Source organism: Alistipes senegalensis JC50 (assembly GCF_025145645.1).
GTDB lineage: Bacteria > Bacteroidota > Bacteroidia > Bacteroidales > Rikenellaceae > Alistipes > Alistipes senegalensis.
On record NZ_CP102252.1, the window covers coordinates 2904219 to 2922717 of the forward strand.

The 18499-nt window shown below is 59.5% G+C and carries 16 protein-coding genes and 1 rRNA gene; 8 read left to right on the top strand and 9 right to left on the bottom strand.

Annotated features, from left to right (window positions below):
* Positions 1 to 25 precede the first annotated feature (25 nt).
* Positions 26 to 139: ribosomal RNA gene (gene rrf, locus NQ519_RS11635) — 5S ribosomal RNA — on the top strand.
* Between the two features lie 375 nt (positions 140 to 514).
* The gene (locus NQ519_RS11640) at positions 515 to 1342 is read left to right on the top strand and encodes a formamidopyrimidine-DNA glycosylase (protein WP_019150983.1); all 828 of its coding nucleotides are present in this window, start codon (positions 515 to 517) and stop codon (positions 1340 to 1342) included.
* Between the two features lie 88 nt (positions 1343 to 1430).
* Here NQ519_RS11640 and NQ519_RS11645 read toward each other — a convergent pair whose 3' ends face one another.
* The 7 genes from NQ519_RS11645 to NQ519_RS11675 all read right to left on the bottom strand — a co-directional run bounded on the left by NQ519_RS11645 (position 1431) and on the right by NQ519_RS11675 (position 10736).
* A complete protein-coding gene (locus NQ519_RS11645) occupies positions 1431 to 2237 on the bottom strand; it encodes a M48 family metallopeptidase (protein ID WP_019150982.1) in 807 nt (268 codons plus the stop codon).
* Positions 2238 to 2427: 190 nt separating this feature from the next.
* Positions 2428 to 3747, bottom strand: coding sequence for an acetyl-CoA hydrolase/transferase family protein (locus NQ519_RS11650; protein WP_019150981.1), 1320 nt, complete (start codon positions 3745 to 3747; stop codon positions 2428 to 2430).
* Between the two features lie 36 nt (positions 3748 to 3783).
* Positions 3784 to 6666: a translation initiation factor IF-2 gene (gene infB / locus NQ519_RS11655; protein WP_259810563.1), complete on the bottom strand. Its 2883-nt coding sequence runs from the start codon at positions 6664 to 6666 to the stop codon at positions 3784 to 3786.
* Positions 6667 to 6697: 31 nt separating this feature from the next.
* A complete protein-coding gene (gene nusA, locus NQ519_RS11660) occupies positions 6698 to 7927 on the bottom strand; it encodes a transcription termination factor NusA (RefSeq protein ID WP_019150979.1) in 1230 nt (409 codons plus the stop codon).
* 29 nt (positions 7928 to 7956) lie between these two features.
* The gene (gene rimP / locus NQ519_RS11665; RefSeq protein WP_019150978.1) at positions 7957 to 8424 is read right to left on the bottom strand and encodes a ribosome assembly cofactor RimP; all 468 of its coding nucleotides are present in this window, start codon (positions 8422 to 8424) and stop codon (positions 7957 to 7959) included.
* Positions 8425 to 8546: 122 nt separating this feature from the next.
* Positions 8547 to 9341 (bottom strand): acyl-ACP--UDP-N-acetylglucosamine O-acyltransferase, encoded by a 795-nt coding sequence (gene lpxA / locus NQ519_RS11670; protein WP_019150977.1) that lies wholly within the window; start codon positions 9339 to 9341, stop codon positions 8547 to 8549.
* A gap of 3 nt (positions 9342 to 9344) precedes the next feature.
* The gene (locus NQ519_RS11675; protein WP_019150976.1) at positions 9345 to 10736 is read right to left on the bottom strand and encodes a bifunctional UDP-3-O-[3-hydroxymyristoyl] N-acetylglucosamine deacetylase/3-hydroxyacyl-ACP dehydratase; all 1392 of its coding nucleotides are present in this window, start codon (positions 10734 to 10736) and stop codon (positions 9345 to 9347) included.
* An 87-nt stretch (positions 10737 to 10823) separates the two neighbouring features.
* Here NQ519_RS11675 and NQ519_RS11680 point away from each other — a divergent pair, with 87 nt between their 5' ends.
* The 6 genes from NQ519_RS11680 to NQ519_RS11705 all read left to right on the top strand — a co-directional run bounded on the left by NQ519_RS11680 (position 10824) and on the right by NQ519_RS11705 (position 15399).
* A complete protein-coding gene (locus NQ519_RS11680) occupies positions 10824 to 11627 on the top strand; it encodes an energy transducer TonB family protein (RefSeq protein ID WP_019150975.1) in 804 nt (267 codons plus the stop codon).
* A gap of 63 nt (positions 11628 to 11690) precedes the next feature.
* The gene (locus NQ519_RS11685; protein ID WP_227901158.1) at positions 11691 to 11777 is read left to right on the top strand and encodes a zinc ribbon domain-containing protein; all 87 of its coding nucleotides are present in this window, start codon (positions 11691 to 11693) and stop codon (positions 11775 to 11777) included.
* A 4-nt stretch (positions 11778 to 11781) separates the two neighbouring features.
* Positions 11782 to 12339 carry a VOC family protein gene (locus NQ519_RS11690; protein ID WP_227901113.1) on the top strand — a complete coding sequence of 186 codons (558 nt, stop codon included), beginning with the start codon at positions 11782 to 11784 and terminating at the stop codon, positions 12337 to 12339.
* 570 nt (positions 12340 to 12909) lie between these two features.
* Positions 12910 to 13296 carry a hypothetical protein gene (locus tag NQ519_RS11695; protein ID WP_019150973.1) on the top strand — a complete coding sequence of 129 codons (387 nt, stop codon included), beginning with the start codon at positions 12910 to 12912 and terminating at the stop codon, positions 13294 to 13296.
* 72 nt (positions 13297 to 13368) lie between these two features.
* Positions 13369 to 13893 carry a hypothetical protein gene (locus NQ519_RS11700; protein ID WP_227901112.1) on the top strand — a complete coding sequence of 175 codons (525 nt, stop codon included), beginning with the start codon at positions 13369 to 13371 and terminating at the stop codon, positions 13891 to 13893.
* Positions 13894 to 13902: 9 nt separating this feature from the next.
* The gene (locus NQ519_RS11705; protein WP_026076577.1) at positions 13903 to 15399 is read left to right on the top strand and encodes a potassium/proton antiporter; all 1497 of its coding nucleotides are present in this window, start codon (positions 13903 to 13905) and stop codon (positions 15397 to 15399) included.
* Between the two features lie 292 nt (positions 15400 to 15691).
* Here NQ519_RS11705 and xylE read toward each other — a convergent pair whose 3' ends face one another.
* Together xylE and xylA are read right to left on the bottom strand one after the other, a co-directional pair.
* Positions 15692 to 17107 carry a D-xylose transporter XylE gene (gene xylE, locus NQ519_RS11710; protein WP_019150970.1) on the bottom strand — a complete coding sequence of 472 codons (1416 nt, stop codon included), beginning with the start codon at positions 17105 to 17107 and terminating at the stop codon, positions 15692 to 15694.
* A gap of 61 nt (positions 17108 to 17168) precedes the next feature.
* Positions 17169 to 18482: a xylose isomerase gene (gene xylA, locus NQ519_RS11715; protein WP_026076576.1), complete on the bottom strand. Its 1314-nt coding sequence runs from the start codon at positions 18480 to 18482 to the stop codon at positions 17169 to 17171.
* Positions 18483 to 18499 lie beyond the last annotated feature (17 nt).

The window sequence follows — 18499 nt, forward strand, 5'->3', positions numbered from 1 at the left end:
TCGATACATTGAAGCACAGGTTCTTTTAGGTGGTTATAGCAGTGAGGTCCCACCTCTTCCCATTCCGAACAGAGAAGTTAAGCTCACTAACGCCGATGGTACTGCGGTTTTCCCGTGGGAGAGTAGGTAGCCGCCTCTTCAAGCCGGTCCCTGATAAAGGGGCCGGCTTTCTTCTTTCCTTATCGGGAGGGGCTGTTTTTCATCCCGGGATATAATCATCTCTGGTCTTGAAGGCGGTGCCGCCATTATATTGACAATCCCATCCCCTTTAAGTTCCTTTTCGTTGCTCATGTTCGGCAGAGCAAACAAGTTTGGCTTTCTCCTCGCTTAATCGCAACGTTGAGAAGGGGGACTTGTTTTCTTTTTGTGCCCGGAGGTTGGGGAATCGGATTATTCTTGCTATATTGGGCCGATGGATGATCGGTCCGATCGTGCAGTTGACGGCCGATGCCGCTGTCCTGACCTATGATTATGAGGTTCACCGGGACGGATGTATATTTTGAATTTTCAGACGATGATCGAAATTCCCGAATCGCAGACCGTGGCGCGGCAAGTCCGCGAAACGCTGGCTGGCCGTACCGTTACCGGTGTGTTCAACGCCACGCATCCCCATAAATTCACCTGGTATACGGGTGATCCGCTCGAATATCCGATGCTGCTGACCGGTCGGAAGATTGTCGGGGCTGAGGGTTGCGGGGCATTTGTCGATGTGCTGTTGGAGAACGACATGCACTTGGCTCTTTCGGACGGCGTGATCCTGCGGCTTTACGGATGCGAGGACCCGATTCCGGCGAAATACCAGTTGCTCGTTACCCTCGATGACGGGAGTTTTTTGGTGTGTACGGTGGCGATGTACGGCGGGATCAATGCCTTTCCGGGCGAGTCGGATAACCCGTATTATCAGGGTGCCCGGACGAAATGTTCACCGCTGGAGGAGCGGTTCGACGCTGGTTATTTCAGCCGGCTTTGGGCCGCGTCGAAGCAGAACCTCTCGGCAAAGGCATTCCTGGCCACGGAACAGCGGATTCCGGGGCTCGGGAACGGAGTTTTGCAGGATATTCTGTTCCGGGCGGGGATTCATCCCAAACGCAAACTCGCCACGCTGGGGGATGCCGATGCGGAGCGGCTTTTCAGGACGCTGAAAAGCGTGCTGCGGGAGATGACCGACCGCGGCGGGCGCGATACCGAGAAGGACCTCTTCGGGAAACCGGGCGGATATGCCGTACAACTTTCGCGCAACACCTGCGCGGAGCCGTGCCCGGTTTGCGGCGGACCGATCGTGAAGGAGGCTTATCTGGGCGGTGCCGTCTACTATTGCCCCGGCTGCCAGCCGTTGAAATAGGTGATTGAGAATCTGTATACGAAAAAACATCCGGAATTGTCCGGATGTTTTTGTAAAGTAGGGGCGGCTGTGCGGAATCGCCGCTGAATTATTGTTGTGCGGCGGTGTAAGCGTCGGCTTTCTCTTTCATGCGGGCCGCGCGTTTTTCGCTGTCGGGGTGCGAGGAGAACATTTTCTGCACCGTGGAGGCTTTGGCGCCTTTGGACAGTTCGACCAGCTTGTTGAGCGAATTGCTCATGCCGTAGGGGCTGAAACCGTGTTTCACGGCGAACTCGAAGCCGTATTCGTCGGCGGCATACTCCTGTTTCTGCGAGAACTGCGCATCGGTGAAGGCCGTTACGACCTCGCCCAGCTGCGAGTCGCTGAGCTTGGCCAGCGCGCTGCCTTCGGCAGCTCCGGCGGCGTTGCGCGCTGCGGAGGCGAGGTAGGCGTTTTTCATCGCGTGTTTCGTGTCGGCGTGCACCACGTGGCCGATTTCATGGCCGATGATCGACATCAGTTCGTCGTCGTCCATCAGGTCCATCAGGGCTGCGAAAACCCGGATCGAACCGTCTCCGCAGGCGAAAGCGTTGACATCCACCACGAGGTAGACCTTGAAGTTGAGCGGCAGGCCATCGACCTCGGTGATGCCTTCGGTAAGCCTTTTGAGGCGTGCGCCGTAACTCGTCGAATCGTCTACCACGGGGTTGTGGGCATCCATCCACTCGACCGATTCGCGGCTCAGACGGGCGATGTCGTCGTCGCTGAGCGTGATGGCTTTGGCAACGTCTTTGCCGGCGCTGAGGAGTTTTCCGGCATTGAGTTTCTTACCTCCGATTTTAAGTTGGGCCGAAGCGCCCGTCGGGTATGCCGCAACGAGGAGTGCGGCTGCGAACAGATAGAAAAGTTTGTTCATGGTGTAAATTATGTTTGGCGGCGCAAAGATACGAATAAGCCGAGAGAAAAGAGCAAGCTCGCTTGCATTTTTTCCAAGGCGGAGTATCTAAGGCGAAGCCAAACATACGGAAAAAACGGGTAGTTCTGATTTTATAGGCAAAAAAAGCGTCCCCGAAAACGGGGACGCTTCGAATTTTTGCGTACGGGGATTATCCCATGTATCCCTTGATGTAGTGGTGATGCGATCCCCAGCGCTCGAAAGCCGCCCGGTCGAGCTCCTCGCGGGCCGAGGGGTGCGCCACGCTGATCAGCAGGCGAGCACGCTCCTGCATGGTCTTGCCGTAGAGATCCACGGCGCCGAACTCCGTCACGAACCAGTGGATGTGGTTGCGGGTCGTCACCACGCCGGCGCCGTCGAGCAGCGTCGGGCAGATCTTCGATACGCCCTTGTTGGTGATCGAAGGCATGGCGATGATGGCCTTGCCGCCCTTCGAGAGCGAAGCTCCGTAAACAAAGTCGATCTGACCGCCCACACCCGACCAGAATTTCGTGCCCAGCGAGTCGGCCGAAACCTGGCCCGTCAGGTCTACTTGCAGGGCCGAGTTGATGGCCACGAAGCGGTCGTTCTGCGAAATGATGTAGGGATCGTTCGTATAGCCCACGTCCATCATCAGCACGCCCGGGTTGTCGTCGATAAAGTCGTAGACGCGCTGCGAACCCATCAGGAAGGTCGAAACCATCTTGCCCGGGTCGGTCTTCTTGGCTTCGCCGTTGATGACGCCCTTCTCCACCAGCGGCAGCACGCCGTCGGCGAACATTTCGGTGTGGATACCCAGATTCTTGTGGCCTCCCAGCTGGCTGAGCACGGCGTTCGGAATGGCTCCGATACCCATCTGCAACGTTGCGCCGTCTTCGATCAGCGCCGCGCAGTTCCGTCCGATGGCCGTTTCGACCTCGTTCGGCTCCGAGAACTTGGCTTCGATCAGCGGGGTGTCGTCCTGCACGAAGATGTCGATCTTCGACATCGGGATCATCGCCTGACCGAAGGCGCGGGGAACGTACTTGTTCACCACGGCGATCACGTGGTCGGCGCACTCCACGGCGGCCAGCGTAGCGTCCACCGACGTACCCAGCGACACGTAGCCGTGCTTGTCGGGCGGGCAGACCTGAATCATCGCCACGTTGCACGGAACGGCGCCGCAGCGGTACAGCTTCTGCGTTTCGCTCAGGAAGATCGGAATATAGTCGGCATGGCCGCTCTGCGTCACCTTGCGGACGTTGGCGCCCACGAAGAACGAGTCGAGTTGGAACACGCCCTCGAATTTGGGATCGGCATAGGGCGCCGGACCCTCGGTGTGGAGGTGATGGACGTGTACGTCTTTCAGTTCGCCGGCCTCGCCGCGCTTGCACATGGCGTTGATCAGACACTGGGGTGCCGATGCCACCGAGCTCAGGTGCACGTGGTCACCCGATTTGATGACCTTGACGGCCTCCTCGGGCGTGGTGAAATGGATGGGTTTAGTAGTCATTACTGCCAATGGATTGTAAGTAGTTAGTTTTATGGATTACTTGCGTTTCACTTCTACCTGTTCGTAGCCTTCGACGATGTCGCCGACACGGATGTCGTTGAACGATTCGATGTTCAGACCGCAGTCCTGTCCGACCACGACCTCCTTCACGTCGTCCTTGAAGCGTTTGAGCGAACCCAGTTTGCCCGTGTAGATCACGATGCCGTCGCGGATGACGCGGATCGGGGTCGAGCGTTGCAGCTTGCCTTCGCGGACCATACATCCGGCGACGGTTCCGACCTTCGTGATCTTGAAGATTTCGAGCACTTCGACCGATGCCACGATCTCCTCCTTCATCACGGGTTCCAGCATGCCTTCGATGGCGTCCTTGATGTCGTTGATGGCGTCGTAGATGATCGAGTAGAGGCGGATTTCGATCTCCTCCTTCTCGGCCAGCTTGCGCGCCGATGCCGACGGACGCACCTGGAAGCCGACGATGATGGCGTTCGAAGCGGCGGCCAGCAGAACGTCGGACTCGGAAATCTGACCCACGGCGGCGTGGATGACGTTGACCTGCACGGTCTCCTTCGAGAGCTTGATGAGCGATCCGGACATGGCCTCGATCGACCCGTCCACGTCGCCCTTGACGATGATGTTCAGCTCCTTGAACGAGCCGATGGCGATGCGTCGGCCGATCTCGTCGAGCGTCACGTGCTTCTGGGTCATGATGCCCTGCATGCGGGCCAGCTGTTCGCGCTTGTTGGCGATCTCGCGCGCCGAGCGGTCGTCGTCCATGACGTTGAACGTGTCGCCGGCCTGCGGGGCGCCGTTCAGACCGAGCACCTGCACGGGTGTCGAGGGACCTGCCGTCTCCACCTTCTTGCCGTTCTCGTTGAACATCGCCTTCACGCGGCCCGTGTAGGTTCCCGAGAGGATCACGTCGCCGACGCGGAGCGTACCGCTCTGCACCAGGATCGTCGAGACGTAGCCGCGGCCCTTGTCGAGCGTTGATTCGATGACCGTACCCTGCGCCTTCTTGTTGGGATTGGCTTTCAGGTCGAGCATCTCGGCTTCCAGCAGCACCTTTTCGAGCAGTTTGTCGAGGTTGATGCCCTTCTTGGCCGAAACCTCCTGGTCCTGGTATTTGCCGCCCCACGACTCCACGAGGTAGTTCATCTGCGAGAGCTGTTCCTTGATGTGGTCGGGGTTGGCGTTGGGTTTGTCGATCTTGTTGATGGCGAATACCATCGGCACGCCGGCGGCCTGCGCGTGGTTGATCGCCTCGATGGTCTGCGGCATGACGTTGTCGTCGGCTGCGACGATGATGATGGCAACGTCCGTGACGGCGGCGCCGCGCGCACGCATGGCCGTGAAGGCTTCGTGGCCCGGGGTGTCGAGGAACGTGATCTTCTGTCCGTTCAGCACCACGCTGTATGCGCCGATGTGCTGGGTGATGCCGCCGGCCTCGCCTTCGATGACGTTGGTTTTGCGGATGTTGTCCAGCAGCGAGGTCTTACCGTGATCGACGTGTCCCATGACCGTCACGATCGGCGGGCGCGGCACCAGATCCTCCTCCTTGTCCTCGCTGTCGTCGGCGATGGCCTCCTGAATCTCCACCGAGACGAATTCGGTCTTGTAGCCGAACTCCTCGGCGACGACCACGAGCGCTTCGGCGTCGAGACGCTGGTTGATCGACACCATCAGTCCGAGGTTCATGCAGGCCATGATGACCTCCGTCGGCGCGACGTTCATCATCGTGGCCAGCTCGCTGACGGTCACGAATTCCGTGACCTTGAGCGTCTTGCGCTCCATTGCCTCGCGTTCGAACTCCTCGTTCATGCGTTCGGCCACGGCTTCGCGCTTGTCCTTGCGGTATTTCGCACTCTTGCTCTTGGCACCCTTGGCCGTCAGGCGCGCCAGGGTGTCCTTTACCTGCTTCGATACCTCTTCGTCGCTCACTTCGGGGCGTACGATCGGTTTGGGGGCGTTCTTGCCCTTGTTACGGCGTCCTTCGCCCGGACGGGGCTGGTTGTTCTGTCCTCCCTGGCCGCTGCGGTTCTGGCCCTGGCCGCCCGGACGGTTGTTCTGCCCGCCCTGGCCCTGACGGTTGCCGCCGCCCTGCGCATTGCCCTTCGGGGCCTTGCTGACATCCACTTTTTCCTTTTGGAGCCGTTTGCGTTTGTGCTTGCCGCCGGCGACGAAGCCCGACACGTCCATCGTGCCGAGCACCTGCGGACCCGTGAGGGTCACGGTCTCCGGACGGAAGATATTGTCTTTCGGAGGCTCCGGCTTCGGAGCTTCCGGTGCGGATGCTGCGGGTTGGGGTGCCTCGGGGGCTTTCGGGGCCTCCTCCGCCTTGGGCTGCGGAGCCGGGGCGGGAGTTTCGGCCTTCACCTCGGGTGCCGGAGCGGCTTTCGGCGCTTCGGGAGCCTTCGGAGCCTCCTCCGCCTTGGGCTGCGGAGCCGGGGCGGGAGCTTCGGCCTTCACCTCGGGTGCCGGAGCGGCTTTCGGCGCTTCGGGAGCCTTCGGAGCCTCCTCCGCCTTGGGCTGCGGAGCCGGGGCCGCCTTGGCCTTGGGTTTGGGCGAAAGGTCGATCTTGCCGAGGAATTTCGGCTGCTGGATCTCGTCCTTTACGCTGATGACATTGCTTTTGATGACGACCTCCTTTTCTTCCTCGCGCTCCTGCTTTTTGGCTTCTTCGAGGGTGATGGTCGTCTGTTTCAGGGAGATGCGCTCACGGATCGAGTCGCGTGCGCCGGCAGCGCTGCGGTTCGCCCCGAACTCCTTCTCCAAAACGGCATAGGTGTCCGCATCGACCAGCGTATTGGGCGATCCGTCGCTCTTGATGCCCTTCTTTTGCAGGAAGTCCGTGATCGTGTTCAGACCGACGTTGAACTCCTTTGCAACCTGAATGAGCCTTAATTTTCTTTCGTTACCCATATTTTGTCTGTTTCTCTTTTTTCGGTTTGGATTATTCGAACTCGGCTTTCAGAATCTCGACGACCCTCTGCGCCTGTTCCATTTCGAGATCGGCGCGGGCGGCGATCTCCTCGACGGGCAGTTCCAGCACGCTTTTGGCGGTGTCGCAGCCGGCGGCTTTCAGGGCTTCGATGATCCATCCGTCGATTTCGTCGGCGAATTCGGTCAGCGCCACGTCCTCCTCCTCGATTTCGCGGTAAACGTCGATGTCGTAGCCGGTGAGCATCTTCGAGAGGCGGATGTTGAGACCTCCCTTGCCGATGGCCAGCGACACCTGGTCGGGTTTGAGGTAGACCGAAGCGGTCATCTTCTCCTCGTCGATGGTGATCGAGGAGACCTTGGCGGGGTTGAGCGAGCGCTGGATCATCAGCGACGGGTTGGCCGTGTAGTTCACAACGTCGATGTTTTCGTTACGCAGCTCCTTGACGATCGAATAGATGCGCGAACCCTTCATGCCGACGCAGGCTCCCACCGGATCGATGCGTTCGTCGTAGGACTCCACGGCGACCTTGGCGCGCTCGCCCGGGATGCGGACGATCTTCTTGATGGTGATCAGCCCGTCGAAAATCTCGGGGACCTCCTGTTCGAACAGCCGTTCGAGGAACTGGTTGGCCGTGCGCGACAGGATGATGCGCGGCTGGTTGTTGTTCATCTCCACCGACTTGACGATCGCCTTGATGGTGTCGCCCTTGCGGTAGAAGTCATTGGGGATCTGCTCGGCCTTGGGGAGGATCAGCTCGTTTTCCTCGTCGTCGAGGATCAGCACCTCTTTCTTCCAAACCTGATAAACCTCGCCCGTGACGATCTCGCCGACCTTCTCCGAATATTTCTCGTAGAGGCTGGCCTTTTCCAGATCGAGGATGCGCGATGCGAGGTTCTGACGCAGCGACAGCACGGCGCGGCGTCCGAACGACTGCAATTTGATCTCATCGGCATAGTCGTCGCCGATTTCGTAGGTCGGGTCGATGGCCTTCACCTCCGACACGGCGATCTGCGTGTTGGGGTTCTCGACGGCGCCGTCTTCGACGACCGTGCGGTTGCGCCAGATTTCGAGGTCGCCCTTCTCGGGGTTGATGATGACATCGAAATTCTCGTCCGTTTCATACTGTTTCTGCAACGCATGGCGGAAAACGTCCTCCAATACGCCGATCATCGTCGATTTGTCGATGTTCTTCAGCTCTTTGAACTCGGCAAAGTTGCTGATGAGATTGAGATTGTCCATTGTGTCGTTATCTTGTTTTCAGTTTCGTACTATTTGAAATCCAGCCACTCCTTCGTCCATTTGACCTCGGAGAAAGGGTAGGTGCGGGTGACCGTCACCAGTTGTTTTTTCTTTTTGCCCTCGACGGCCTGCTTCTCTTCGTAGGAGAGGGTGATGCCTTCCTCCGTCGCCTCGTCCAGCTTGGCCAGGATTTTGACGCCGTTCGTGAGCAGCACCTCCGCCGGCCGGCCGACGAGTTTGCGGTACTGGCGCAGGCTGCGGAGTTCCGAGCCGATGCCGGCCGACATGACCGTCAGCGAGAAATCCTCCTCCTCGCGGTCGAGTTCCGCCTCGATGGCGCGGCTCAGTTCCGCGCAGGCGTCGATGCCTACCGACGTGTCGCTGTCGATCGTCAGTTCGATGTCGTTGCCCGGCGTCGAGGTGCACTCCACCACGAACAGGTCCGTGCCTTCCAGGTGGCGTTCCGCCGCTTCGATTATTTTTTTCGTATCCGTCATAATAATTGTTCGTGCCTAAGTATGAAAGAAGGGGACTGACCGTCCCCTTACCTCCTGCTTCTGTCTTTCGACAGCGCAAATATACGAAAAAAAATCTATATACCAATATTCAAAGGCAAAATTTACTCCTCTTTCGATTTCGATTCGTAGGGTTTGATGATCCCGCGTTTCGAGGTGCGGATGAATTCGATCAGCGCGTCGCGTTCGGGGCTCTGCGGAATCTGCTTCTCGACCTCGTCGCAGCCGTTCAGGTAGTTCAGGCCGCTCTGGAAGAGGATGCGGCAGGCGTCGTGGATCTCGGCGATGCGCTCGGGCGTGAAGCCGCGGCGCGAAAGCCCGATCTTGTTGATGCCCGCGAAGCGCAGCGTGTCGTTGCGCACGATGACGTAGGGCGGAAGGTCCTGTCCCAGCAGGGTGCCGCCCTGAATCATCGAGTGCGCCCCGATGTGGGTCCACTGGTGTACGGCGGCGTGTCCTCCGATCACCACCCAGTCGCCGACGTGAACCTCGCCCGCGAGCGATACGCGGTTGGCGATCACGCAGTTGCTGCCGATGACGACATCGTGTCCCACGTGCACGTAGGCCATCAGCAGGTTGTTCGAACCGATGCGCGTGGTTCCCGTCGAGGCGGTGCCGCGGCTGATCGTGACGTATTCGCGGATGTCGTTGTCGTCGCCGATCTCGCAGGTCGTGATCTCACCGGCGAATTTCAGGTCCTGCGGCAGACACGAGACCGACGCGGCGGTGTGGATGCGGCACCGGTTGCCGATGCGTGCGCCGTCGTGGATCACGGCTCCGGGGCCGATCCAGCAGTCGTCGCCGATCACGACATCGCCGGCGATATAGGCGAAAGGCTCCACCGTGGCGTTCGCCCCGATCTTCGCGTCGGGGTGGACGTAGGCAAGGTTGCTTATCATCTCTTACTTTCTGTTTTTGACTACCTGCGCCATCATCACGGCCTCGCAGGCGAGCGTCTCGCCGACGAACGCCTTGCCCTCGACCACGGCGACGCCGCGGCGGATGGGTTCCAGCAGGTGGATTTCGAATTGCAGCGTGTCGCCCGGCACGACCTTGCGCTTGAATTTCACGCCGTCGATCTTCATGAAGTAGGTCGAGTAGTTCTCGGGGTCCTCCACGCCGCCCAGCACCAGAATGCCGCTGCACTGCGCCATAGCTTCGACGATCAGCACGCCCGGCATCACCGGCTCCTCGGGGAAGTGGCCCACGAAGAAGGGTTCGTTCATCGTCACGTTCTTGATACCCGCCACGTCGGTCTCGTCGCGGTGGAAGATGCGGTCCACCAGCAGGAACGGCGGGCGGTGGGGCAGCATGCGGCGGATGTCGTTGATGTCGTACAGCGCCGGTTTGCGGCAGTCGTAGGTGAAGCGGGGTTTTTCGCCGGCCTTGCGGATGGCATGTTTGAGCTGCTTCATGAACTCCGTGTTGGCGAAGTGGCCCGGGCGGGTGGCCCACACGCGGCCCTTGATCCGCACGCCCAGCAGGGCGAAGTCGCCCAGCAGGTCCAGTAGCTTGTGGCGCGCCAGTTCGTTGTTGCAGCGCAGTTCGAGGTTGTTCAGATAGCCCGACTTGATCTCGATGTCGGGTTTGTCGAAGAGCTTCTTGAGGTGCTCCAGCTGTTCGTCGGGCACGGGGTTCTCGACCACCACGATGGCGTTGTCGAGGTCGCCGCCCTTGATGAGGTTCATCTTCATCAGCGGCTCCAGTTCGTGCAGGAAGACGAACGTGCGGCAGGGTGCGATCTTGTTCGTGAAGTCGTCGCCGGGGTTGAAGGTGGCGTACTGGTTGCCGATGACCTTCGAGTTGTAGTCCACGTGCACCGAGACGGAGAATTCGTCGTCGGGGTAGAGGATGATCGCCACGCCCTTTTCGGGGATCGTGTAGACCATCTTTTCGGTCACGTGGTAGAACGTGCGTTCGGCGTCCTGATCCGTCAGTCCCGTTTCGGCGATGGCCCGGGCGTATTCGCGGGCCGATCCGTCGAGGATCGGGGTTTCGGGGGCGTCGATATCTATGACGGCGTTGTCCACGCCCAGCGTCCAGAGCGCCGACATGACGTGCTCGATGGTCGAGACGCGGTGTCCGCCGGCTTCGATGGTCGTGCCGCGCGAGGTATCGACGACATGGTCGCACAGGGCGGGGATTACGGGTTGCCCTTCGATGTCGGTGCGGCGGAACACGATGCCGGTGCCGGCTTCGGCGGGATTGATGGTCATGGTTACTTTCACGCCCGAATGAAGGCCCTTGCCCGTGAACGAGATCGGGGCTTTCAGCGTTTGTTGTTTGGTAGACATAAGCGGAATTTCTTGTATATTTCGCGCAAATATATTAAAAATTTCGGTAAAAAGCCTTATTTTTGCTCGAAATTCCCAACGACAGCAATGACCGAAAATCCGTGTGACAGCAAACCTCAGGCTCCCCGCCGGCCCCGGCTCCGGCTTCCTTTCGACAACCGCAGGGAAGATGCCGGAACGTGGGCTTACGACCATCGTATCGGGTTGTGCGTGACGCTGATAGCCTATCTGGCGCTGATGATCGTCTTCGTGTCGTCGAAGATCGTCGTCGGGGCCCGTTCCCACCAGCAGGGAATGTACGTCGATTTGCAGTCGCTCGCCGAGTTGGAGCAGGAGAAGGCGCGTCTCGAACGCGAGGTGCGCGAGCGCCGGGCTCAGGAGGAGATCGACTGGCGGAGCATCCGCAACCAGGCGTCGAACGAGAACGCCCTCAACGAAAAGCTCCGGGACGACCGCGGAACCAACGCCGCGGCGCTGAACCAGGCGGCGGCCGAGGCCGAGGCGCGGATGCAGGCCAACCGCGAGGCTTACGAACAGGGGCTGGCCGAGGAGCGCGCCATCCGCGAGCGCCGCGGCAGGGAGGACGGTTCGGAGCATCAGGACCGCAAGGTCAACCGCCGTGTGACGGTCTCCTTTTCGCTGACGAATCCCGTCCGCACGTCGCGCGGGCTGGAGGTCCCGGCCTACCTGTGCGAAGGCGGCGGCGACGTAGTGGTTTCGATTACGGTGAACCGTGCCGGCGAGGTCATCGGCGCGCGCGTAGTCGAGGGCGGCGACGAATGTATGCGCGAATCGGCGTTGCGGGCGGCGCGGTCTTCGCTGTTCAACATCGACGAGACGGCTCCCGCCAAGCAGACGGGAACGATCACCTACATCTTCATTCCCCAATAGTTTTTGATTTGGTAATTATATAATTACCAGAATACTGATGGTAGCCCCAATGAGGATTATTGCATCTATTGCTGCAAGGACGGCCGGTTCGCGCAGGACATGACTATGGAGCAGATGATCGACCCCTGCGCCAGTTCACCGATGAAATAAACAAGTGGCCGGGACAAAATATGACCGTAGAACAGACGAAAGAGATGATGCGCCGATTTTATCCCGATCTCAAACGCAGGAAAAACAAACTATGAGATATTGTTGTACGGTTTTATCCGTGTCGGATATAAACAAAGCCCGAAGTTTCTACGAAGACCTGTTCGGGTTGGAAGTTTGCCAGGATTATGGACGAAATGTCTTGTTCTCTTGCGGTCTGGCTTTACAGCAGGATTTCGATTGGCTCATTGGCATTCCCGAAGAACAAGTCTGTAAAAAGCCTCACAATGTTGAAATCGCCTTTGAAGAGCCTGATTTTGACGGCTTTCTGCAAAAACTGAATGGCAATCCGGCAATCGCATTCTTAGGTGGAGTCATCGAACATGATTGGGGACAACGTGTAATCCGCTTTTACGATTTGGATGGACATCTCATAGAAGTCGGCGAAGAAATGAAAATGGTCATAGAGAGATTCATCTCTAACGGAATGACTTTAGAAGAAGTTTCCAAAAGGATGGATGTTTCTGTTGATGACCTGCTGAAACTGTTGAAATACGACGTATAATCAGCTTGGCCAAAAAGACTGAGGGGATAATCGCAAACCGGGAAATGGCAGCTGAAATCAAAAGTGGGTGCAGAAAGAAACCGGGCTGTCTATGTTCCGCGCTTTTGCCGTCATTGCGAGGCATCACCCGCTTAAGAAGCGGGTTTCAGGGTGCGATGGTTTTTCAGAACACTCTTCGTCCAGTTCCGCGCTTTTGCCGTCATTGCGAGGCATCACAGATGCCGAGGCAATCTGACTGGACGTTGTGGCCTTACAACACTGCTATCGGATTCCCACGCTCACGTTCGTTCGCTCGGAATGACCTGTTGCCGTCCCTTAATTCCAGTTCTTAGCCGGGCAGGCGCAGAATCGGTTGGAAAGCGGTTGAGCGACTGTCCGCGTCCTAAAACCCGGCTCTTAGCCGGGCGGGCGCAGAATTGGTTGGAAAGCGGCTTGAGAGGCTGTCCGCACCCTGAAACCCGGCTCTTAGCCGGGATAATTTTGTCCCTTTTGTGAACTTTTCCGCTCAGGGGCGCGGACATTTCCGAAAAAAACGTAACTTTGCATCAGACCGGATTCTCTGTAATAACTATGCGCAAACTGCTCTTCATATTGCTGGCCCTCGCGGGCTGCCTGCTCTTCTCGGAGAGCCGGGAGAGCTTGCGCACCGTCCGAACGGCCCCCGTGGCGGAGCTTTCGGGCGGCAATGCGTCCGCCGACCAGTGGCTGTGCGAACGCATCTGCAATTCGGACCTGAACCAGCCCCGTGTTCTCCGGGAGGCGGAAGCCTCCCCGGCCGCACCCATGTTCCAGCGCGGAGGTCTCCATACGGCGGCACGCGCTGCATTGCGTTGCGTCGCATCGTGCGGCGGCACGGGAGTTGCCAAACTTATTTCAACCTACCGATCCAACGATCTCTCCGTCGGTCCGCATGCCGTGGACTATTACGTCTACCGCCTGCGCCGGCTCATTATTTAGCGTTCCGGATGCCCCGAACGGTTCCGTCCGTTCCGGAAAACGGAGTTGCAAACGTCAAATAATGAAAGAGATATGGATAAAATTAGAATATGCGAGGCGATGTACGCCTTGCCCGGGGAGGTTGTGGTGCGACGCCGCAAATCCCTCGTGCTGCCTGCCGCACTGTTCGTTGCGGGGGTGGTTTTGTTGGTTCTGAATCATGTTTACGGCGCAGAGTTGTCGAACAACATGCGTTCGGCGCTGGTTTTCCTCGGCGGATCGCTGGCGCTGGCGGGGATGATCACCCTCGCGGCGCGGTTTTTCAGCGCCGAAGGGGCGCCCTATTACCGTGCGGGGCGTTGTTACCTGCGCTACGACGAGCTCTATTTCGAGCGCGGATTGGCCGCAGAGGTCAGGGAGTGCGTCGCACAGGGAGATGCGGAGCGGCTTTTCGCCCTGCCTCACGCACAGGTGCCCGCCGTGGCCGTGGCCGTTTACCGGACGCCCGACAACCGCTTCGCGGCCATGCAGGCGTTCGAGTACGCCGACCTGGAGTACAGGCCGCTGACCGAACTGCGCATTGCCGACGGGCGCGAGATGCAAACAGTTAAAAATTAAAGATACGGAATGATAGACATCAGTGGTGAAAATGTAGTGTTGGTCGGAGCCTTGCTGCTCTTCGTGGCGGTGATGGCCGGTAAGGTCGCCTATCGTTTCGGCGCCCCGGCGCTGCTGCTCTTTCTGGGAGTGGGCATGTTGTTCGGTCTGGACTTCATCTCGTACCGTTCGGTCGATATGACGCAGTTCGTGGGCATGATCGCCCTCTGCATCATCCTCTTCACGGGCGGTATGGATACCTCTTTCCAGGAGATCAAGCCCATCATCGGGCCCGGCGTCGTGCTGGCCACGGTGGGGGTGGTGATGACGGCCGTGGTGCTGGCGGGCTTCGTGTGGCTCATCGCGCCGTGGATCGGATTGCAGATCTCCTTCCCGCTGGCCCTGTTGCTCGCCTCCACGATGTCTTCGACCGACTCGGCGTCGGTGTTCTCCATCCTGCGAAGCAAGAAACAGGGACTCAAACAGCACCTGCGCCCGCTGCTGGAGCTGGAGAGCGGTTCGAACGACCCGATGGCCTACATGATGACGATTCTGCTGATCAGCATCGTGACGAACACCTCGGGCGGCGTCGGTATGGGCATGAGCATCGTCTATTTCGTGATCCAGATGATCGTCGGCGCCCTGTCGGGCTACCTGATCGGCCGGCTGGCGGTGTGGACGATCAACAAGATCAACCTCGCCAACCACTCGCTCTATTCGGTGCTTCTGCTGGCTTTCATCTTCTTCGCCTTCGCCTTCACCGACCTCGTCAGGGGCAACGGCTATCTGGCCGTCTATCTGGCGGGTCTGGTCGTGGGCAATCACAAACTGACGCAGAAACGGTCGCTGACGGTCTTTTTCGACGGTTTCACCTGGCTGATGCAGATCGTGATGTTCCTCACGCTGGGACTGTTCGTCAACAGCGACGAGTTGTTCCGTTCCGAGGTGCTGATCCTGGGCTGCGCCGTCGGCGCGTTTATGATCCTCGTGGCGCGTCCCGTCACGGTCTTCGCGTGCCTGCTGCCTTTCCGGCGCTTCACCACCAAGGCGCGGCTTTATATCTCGTGGGTGGGATTGCGCGGCGCCGTGCCGATCCTCTTCGCCATCTATCCGATGATGGCGGATGTCGAGCAGGCCGGGCTGCTGTTCAACGTGGTGTTCCTCTCGACGATCATTTCGCTCGTGGTGCAGGGAACGACCGTGAGCGGCATGGCCAACCTGCTGGGGCTGGCCTACGAGGAGCGGGAGTCGGCGTTCGATGTCAACATGCACGAGGATATGAAGTCGGTGCTCACGGAGGTCGAGGTCAACGAGTCGATGCTCGACAGCGGGCACACGCTCAAAGAGATTACCCTGCCCGAGAACACGCTGGTGATGATGGTCTGCCGCAAGGGGGAGTATTTCGTGCCGCAGGGCAAGACGGAACTGCACCTGGGCGACAAGCTGCTGGTCATTTCGGACCGCGGCGAGGAGCTCGAATCCACCTATAAGGATATGGGCATCGACGACGTGATGAAGCTGGGCTGATCCACCTAAGAGGTGGGCTTTAGGCGCGGCGGGAATTTCGGGACGCTCTCCATCCGGTTCCGCGCTTTCACCGTCATTGCGAAGCATCGCACGCTTGAGTGGGTCTTAGGGGCGGAGGCCAGTTTCCTCGTTTCTTATGCTGATATGTGCTCCTAATCAATGGGCTACATAATTACAATTACAGCCGTTACATAGGGCACTCACCCTTGTAACGGCTGTAATTTGAACGGTGCAGGCGCGGAGATATGGATTAGGAAATGCGATTCCTTTCCTTCGCCCCTGAAAAGGGTTTTTAAGCCTTCCAGAGTTTCGACATCTCTTCGAGGGTCTTGCCCTTGGTTTCGGGGACCCACCGCCAGACGAAGACCGCCGAGGCGAGCGACATCAGCGCGTAGATGCAGTAGGTGCCGCCGACGCTCCAGGCGCTCAGCGACGGGAAGGTCGCCGACACGAGGAAGTTCGAGATCCACTGCGCCGCCACGGCGATGGCCACGGCCTGCGACCGGATGGTGTTGGGGAAGATCTCCGAGATGAGCACCCAGCAGATCGGACCCCACGACATCATGAACGACGCGGTGTAGAGGATGATGAACACCAGCGCCGCGATGCCGATGGTGTCGGAGAACGACAACGCCGCGAGGGCCGCCATGCCGATCATCATGCCCGCGGACCCGATGATGAGCAGCGGCTTGCGGCCCACCTTGTCAACGGTGAAGATCGCCACGACGGTGAAGATGATGTTGACGATGCCCATGACGACGGTCTGAAGCATCGAGGCGTCGCCCGAAGCGCCCATGTTCTCGAAGATGCGCGGGGCGTAGTAGAGCACGACGTTGATGCCGATGGCCTGCTGGAAGAACGACAGCAGGATGCCGATCAGGATCACGGCCGTGCCGTAGGCGAAGAGCTTTTCGCGCTTTTCGTGCACCGTGGCCTTGATGTCGTCGAGGATCGAGCGTGCCTCGGCCGTGCCGTTGATGCGTTCGAGCACGGCGAAAGCCTTGGCGTCGCAGCCCCTCAGGGCGAGGAACCGCGGGGTTTCGGGCACGAGCATGATCAGCAGGAAGAAGGCGCCCGCCGGGAAAGCCTCGGAGAGGAACATCCGCCGCCAGCCGATCTGGATCATGGCGGCCTGGATGGCTTCGCCCGTGTCGCCGAGTTGGTTGCGGATCAGGTAGTTGACGAAATAGACGACCAGCATGCCGAAGATGATGGCGAACTGGTTGCACGAGACGAGCGTGCCGCGGATCTTCGCCGGGGAGATCTCGGCGATGTACATCGGGCAGACGGCCGAGGCCAGTCCGACGCCGATGCCGCCGATGATGCGGTAGATGTTGAACGACACCAGCAGCGGAAGCGAAGCCTCGCCGTAGGGGAGGATGCCGCTCTCGGGCCGCCACGAACCGACGGCCGAGATGAAGAAGAGCACCGCCGCCATGACGAGCGAACGTTTGCGCCCGAAGCGCGAAGCCAGCAGCCCCGAGATCGCACCGCCGATGACGCAGCCGATCAGCGCGCTCGAAGCGGTGAAGCCGTGCATCCACGACGTGTAGGTGAAGTCCGCGGCGCTCCGGAAGAACTGGTCGAGGGCCTGTTCGGCGCCCGACACGACGGCCGTGTCGTAACCGAAGAGCAGTCCGCCGATGATCGCCACCAGAACGATGGAGAAGAGGTAGGCGCGGCTGCCGGTTTGTTGGTTTGAAGTCATAGGTTCGGAGTATTTTAAGGAGTTCCGGGGGTGCGGCCGTAATGCCGCACCCCCGGAACGATTAGATATACATATTTACGATCGCCTCGTAGAGCTCCTGCTTGCCGCTCCGCTGCACGGGTTCGTGCTTGCGGGCGTAGTCGGCGACCTGTTCGAGCGTGAGTCTGCCCTCCTCGAAGGCTTTGCCCTCGCCCTGGTCGTAGGAGGCGTAACGCTCGGCGAGCATCTTCTCGTAGGGCGAGTTGTCGAGGATGTCGGCGGCGATCAGCAGCGCGCGGGCCATCACGTCCATCGCGGCGATGTGGGCGATGAAGATGTCTTCGAGGTCCGTCGAGTTGCGGCGGGTCTTGGCGTCGAAGTTCGTACCGCCGCCCTGGAGGCCGCCGCCGCGGACGATGACCATCATGGCCTGCACCATCTCGTAGAGGTCGATCGGGAACTGGTCGGTGTCCCAGCCGTTCTGGTAGTCGCCGCGGTTGGCGTCGATCGAACCCAGCATCCCGGCGTCCACGGCGCATTGCAGTTCGTGTTCGAAGGTGTGGCCGGCCAGCGTGGCGTGGTTGACCTCGATGTTGACCTTGAAGTCCTTGTCGAGCCCGTGGGCGCGCAGGAAACCGATCACGGTCTCCGTATCGACATCGTACTGGTGCTTCATCGGCTCCATCGGCTTGGGCTCGATCAGGAAGTTGCCCTTGAAGCCCTTCGAACGGGCGTAGTCGCGGGCCATGCGGAGCATCGTGGCCATGTGCTCCTTCTCGCGCTTCATGTCGGTGTTCAGCAGCGACATGTAGCCCTCGCGGCCGCCCCAGAAGACGTAGTTTTCGCCGCCCAGCTCGATCGTGGCGTCGATGGCGTTCTTGATCTGCAACATGGCGCGGGCCGCGGCGTCGAAGTCGGGGTTGGTCGAGGCGCCGTTCATGTAGCGGGCGTGTCCGAAGACGTTGGCCGTGCCCCACAGCAGCTTGATGCCGGTTTCGGCCTGCTTCTGCTTGGCGTAGGCGACGATCTCCCGGAGGTTCTTCTCATACTCCTCGGGCGTGGCGGCCTCGTCCACGAGGTCCACGTCGTGGAAGCAGTAGTACTCGATGCCCATCTTCTGCATGAACTCGAATCCGGCGTCCATCTTGGCCTTGGCGCGCTCGACGGGACATGCCGCCGCGTTCCACGGGAAGGTCTTGGTGCCGCCGCCGAACTGGTCGCCGCCCTCGGCGCAGAGGGTGTGCCACCACGCCATCGAGAACTTGAACCAGTCCTTCATTTTTTTGCCCTTCACGACCTTCTCGGGATCGTAGTAGCGGAACGCCATCGGGTTTTTCGAATCCTTGCCTTCGAACTTGATCTTTTCCACCGTGGGAAAGTAGCTTGTTGTTGCCATAATAGTAGATGATTTTG

What these genes read in the sequence shown, in the direction of transcription:
- NQ519_RS11640 (WP_019150983.1), top strand. Translation starts at nt 515, where the DNA reads ATGATCGAAATTCCCGAATCGCAGACCGTGGCGCGGCAAGTCCGCGAA.
- NQ519_RS11645 (WP_019150982.1), bottom strand. Translation starts at nt 2,237, where the DNA reads ATGAACAAACTTTTCTATCTGTTCGCAGCCGCACTCCTCGTTGCGGCA.
- NQ519_RS11650 (WP_019150981.1), bottom strand. Translation starts at nt 3,747, where the DNA reads ATGACTACTAAACCCATCCATTTCACCACGCCCGAGGAGGCCGTCAAG.
- infB (WP_259810563.1), bottom strand. Translation starts at nt 6,666, where the DNA reads ATGGGTAACGAAAGAAAATTAAGGCTCATTCAGGTTGCAAAGGAGTTC.
- nusA (WP_019150979.1), bottom strand. Translation starts at nt 7,927, where the DNA reads ATGGACAATCTCAATCTCATCAGCAACTTTGCCGAGTTCAAAGAGCTG.
- rimP (WP_019150978.1), bottom strand. Translation starts at nt 8,424, where the DNA reads ATGACGGATACGAAAAAAATAATCGAAGCGGCGGAACGCCACCTGGAA.
- lpxA (WP_019150977.1), bottom strand. Translation starts at nt 9,341, where the DNA reads ATGATAAGCAACCTTGCCTACGTCCACCCCGACGCGAAGATCGGGGCG.
- NQ519_RS11675 (WP_019150976.1), bottom strand. Translation starts at nt 10,736, where the DNA reads ATGTCTACCAAACAACAAACGCTGAAAGCCCCGATCTCGTTCACGGGC.
- NQ519_RS11680 (WP_019150975.1), top strand. Translation starts at nt 10,824, where the DNA reads ATGACCGAAAATCCGTGTGACAGCAAACCTCAGGCTCCCCGCCGGCCC.
- NQ519_RS11695 (WP_019150973.1), top strand. Translation starts at nt 12,910, where the DNA reads ATGCGCAAACTGCTCTTCATATTGCTGGCCCTCGCGGGCTGCCTGCTC.
- NQ519_RS11700 (WP_227901112.1), top strand. Translation starts at nt 13,369, where the DNA reads ATGGATAAAATTAGAATATGCGAGGCGATGTACGCCTTGCCCGGGGAG.
- NQ519_RS11705 (WP_026076577.1), top strand. Translation starts at nt 13,903, where the DNA reads ATGATAGACATCAGTGGTGAAAATGTAGTGTTGGTCGGAGCCTTGCTG.
- xylE (WP_019150970.1), bottom strand. Translation starts at nt 17,107, where the DNA reads ATGACTTCAAACCAACAAACCGGCAGCCGCGCCTACCTCTTCTCCATC.
- xylA (WP_026076576.1), bottom strand. Translation starts at nt 18,482, where the DNA reads ATGGCAACAACAAGCTACTTTCCCACGGTGGAAAAGATCAAGTTCGAA.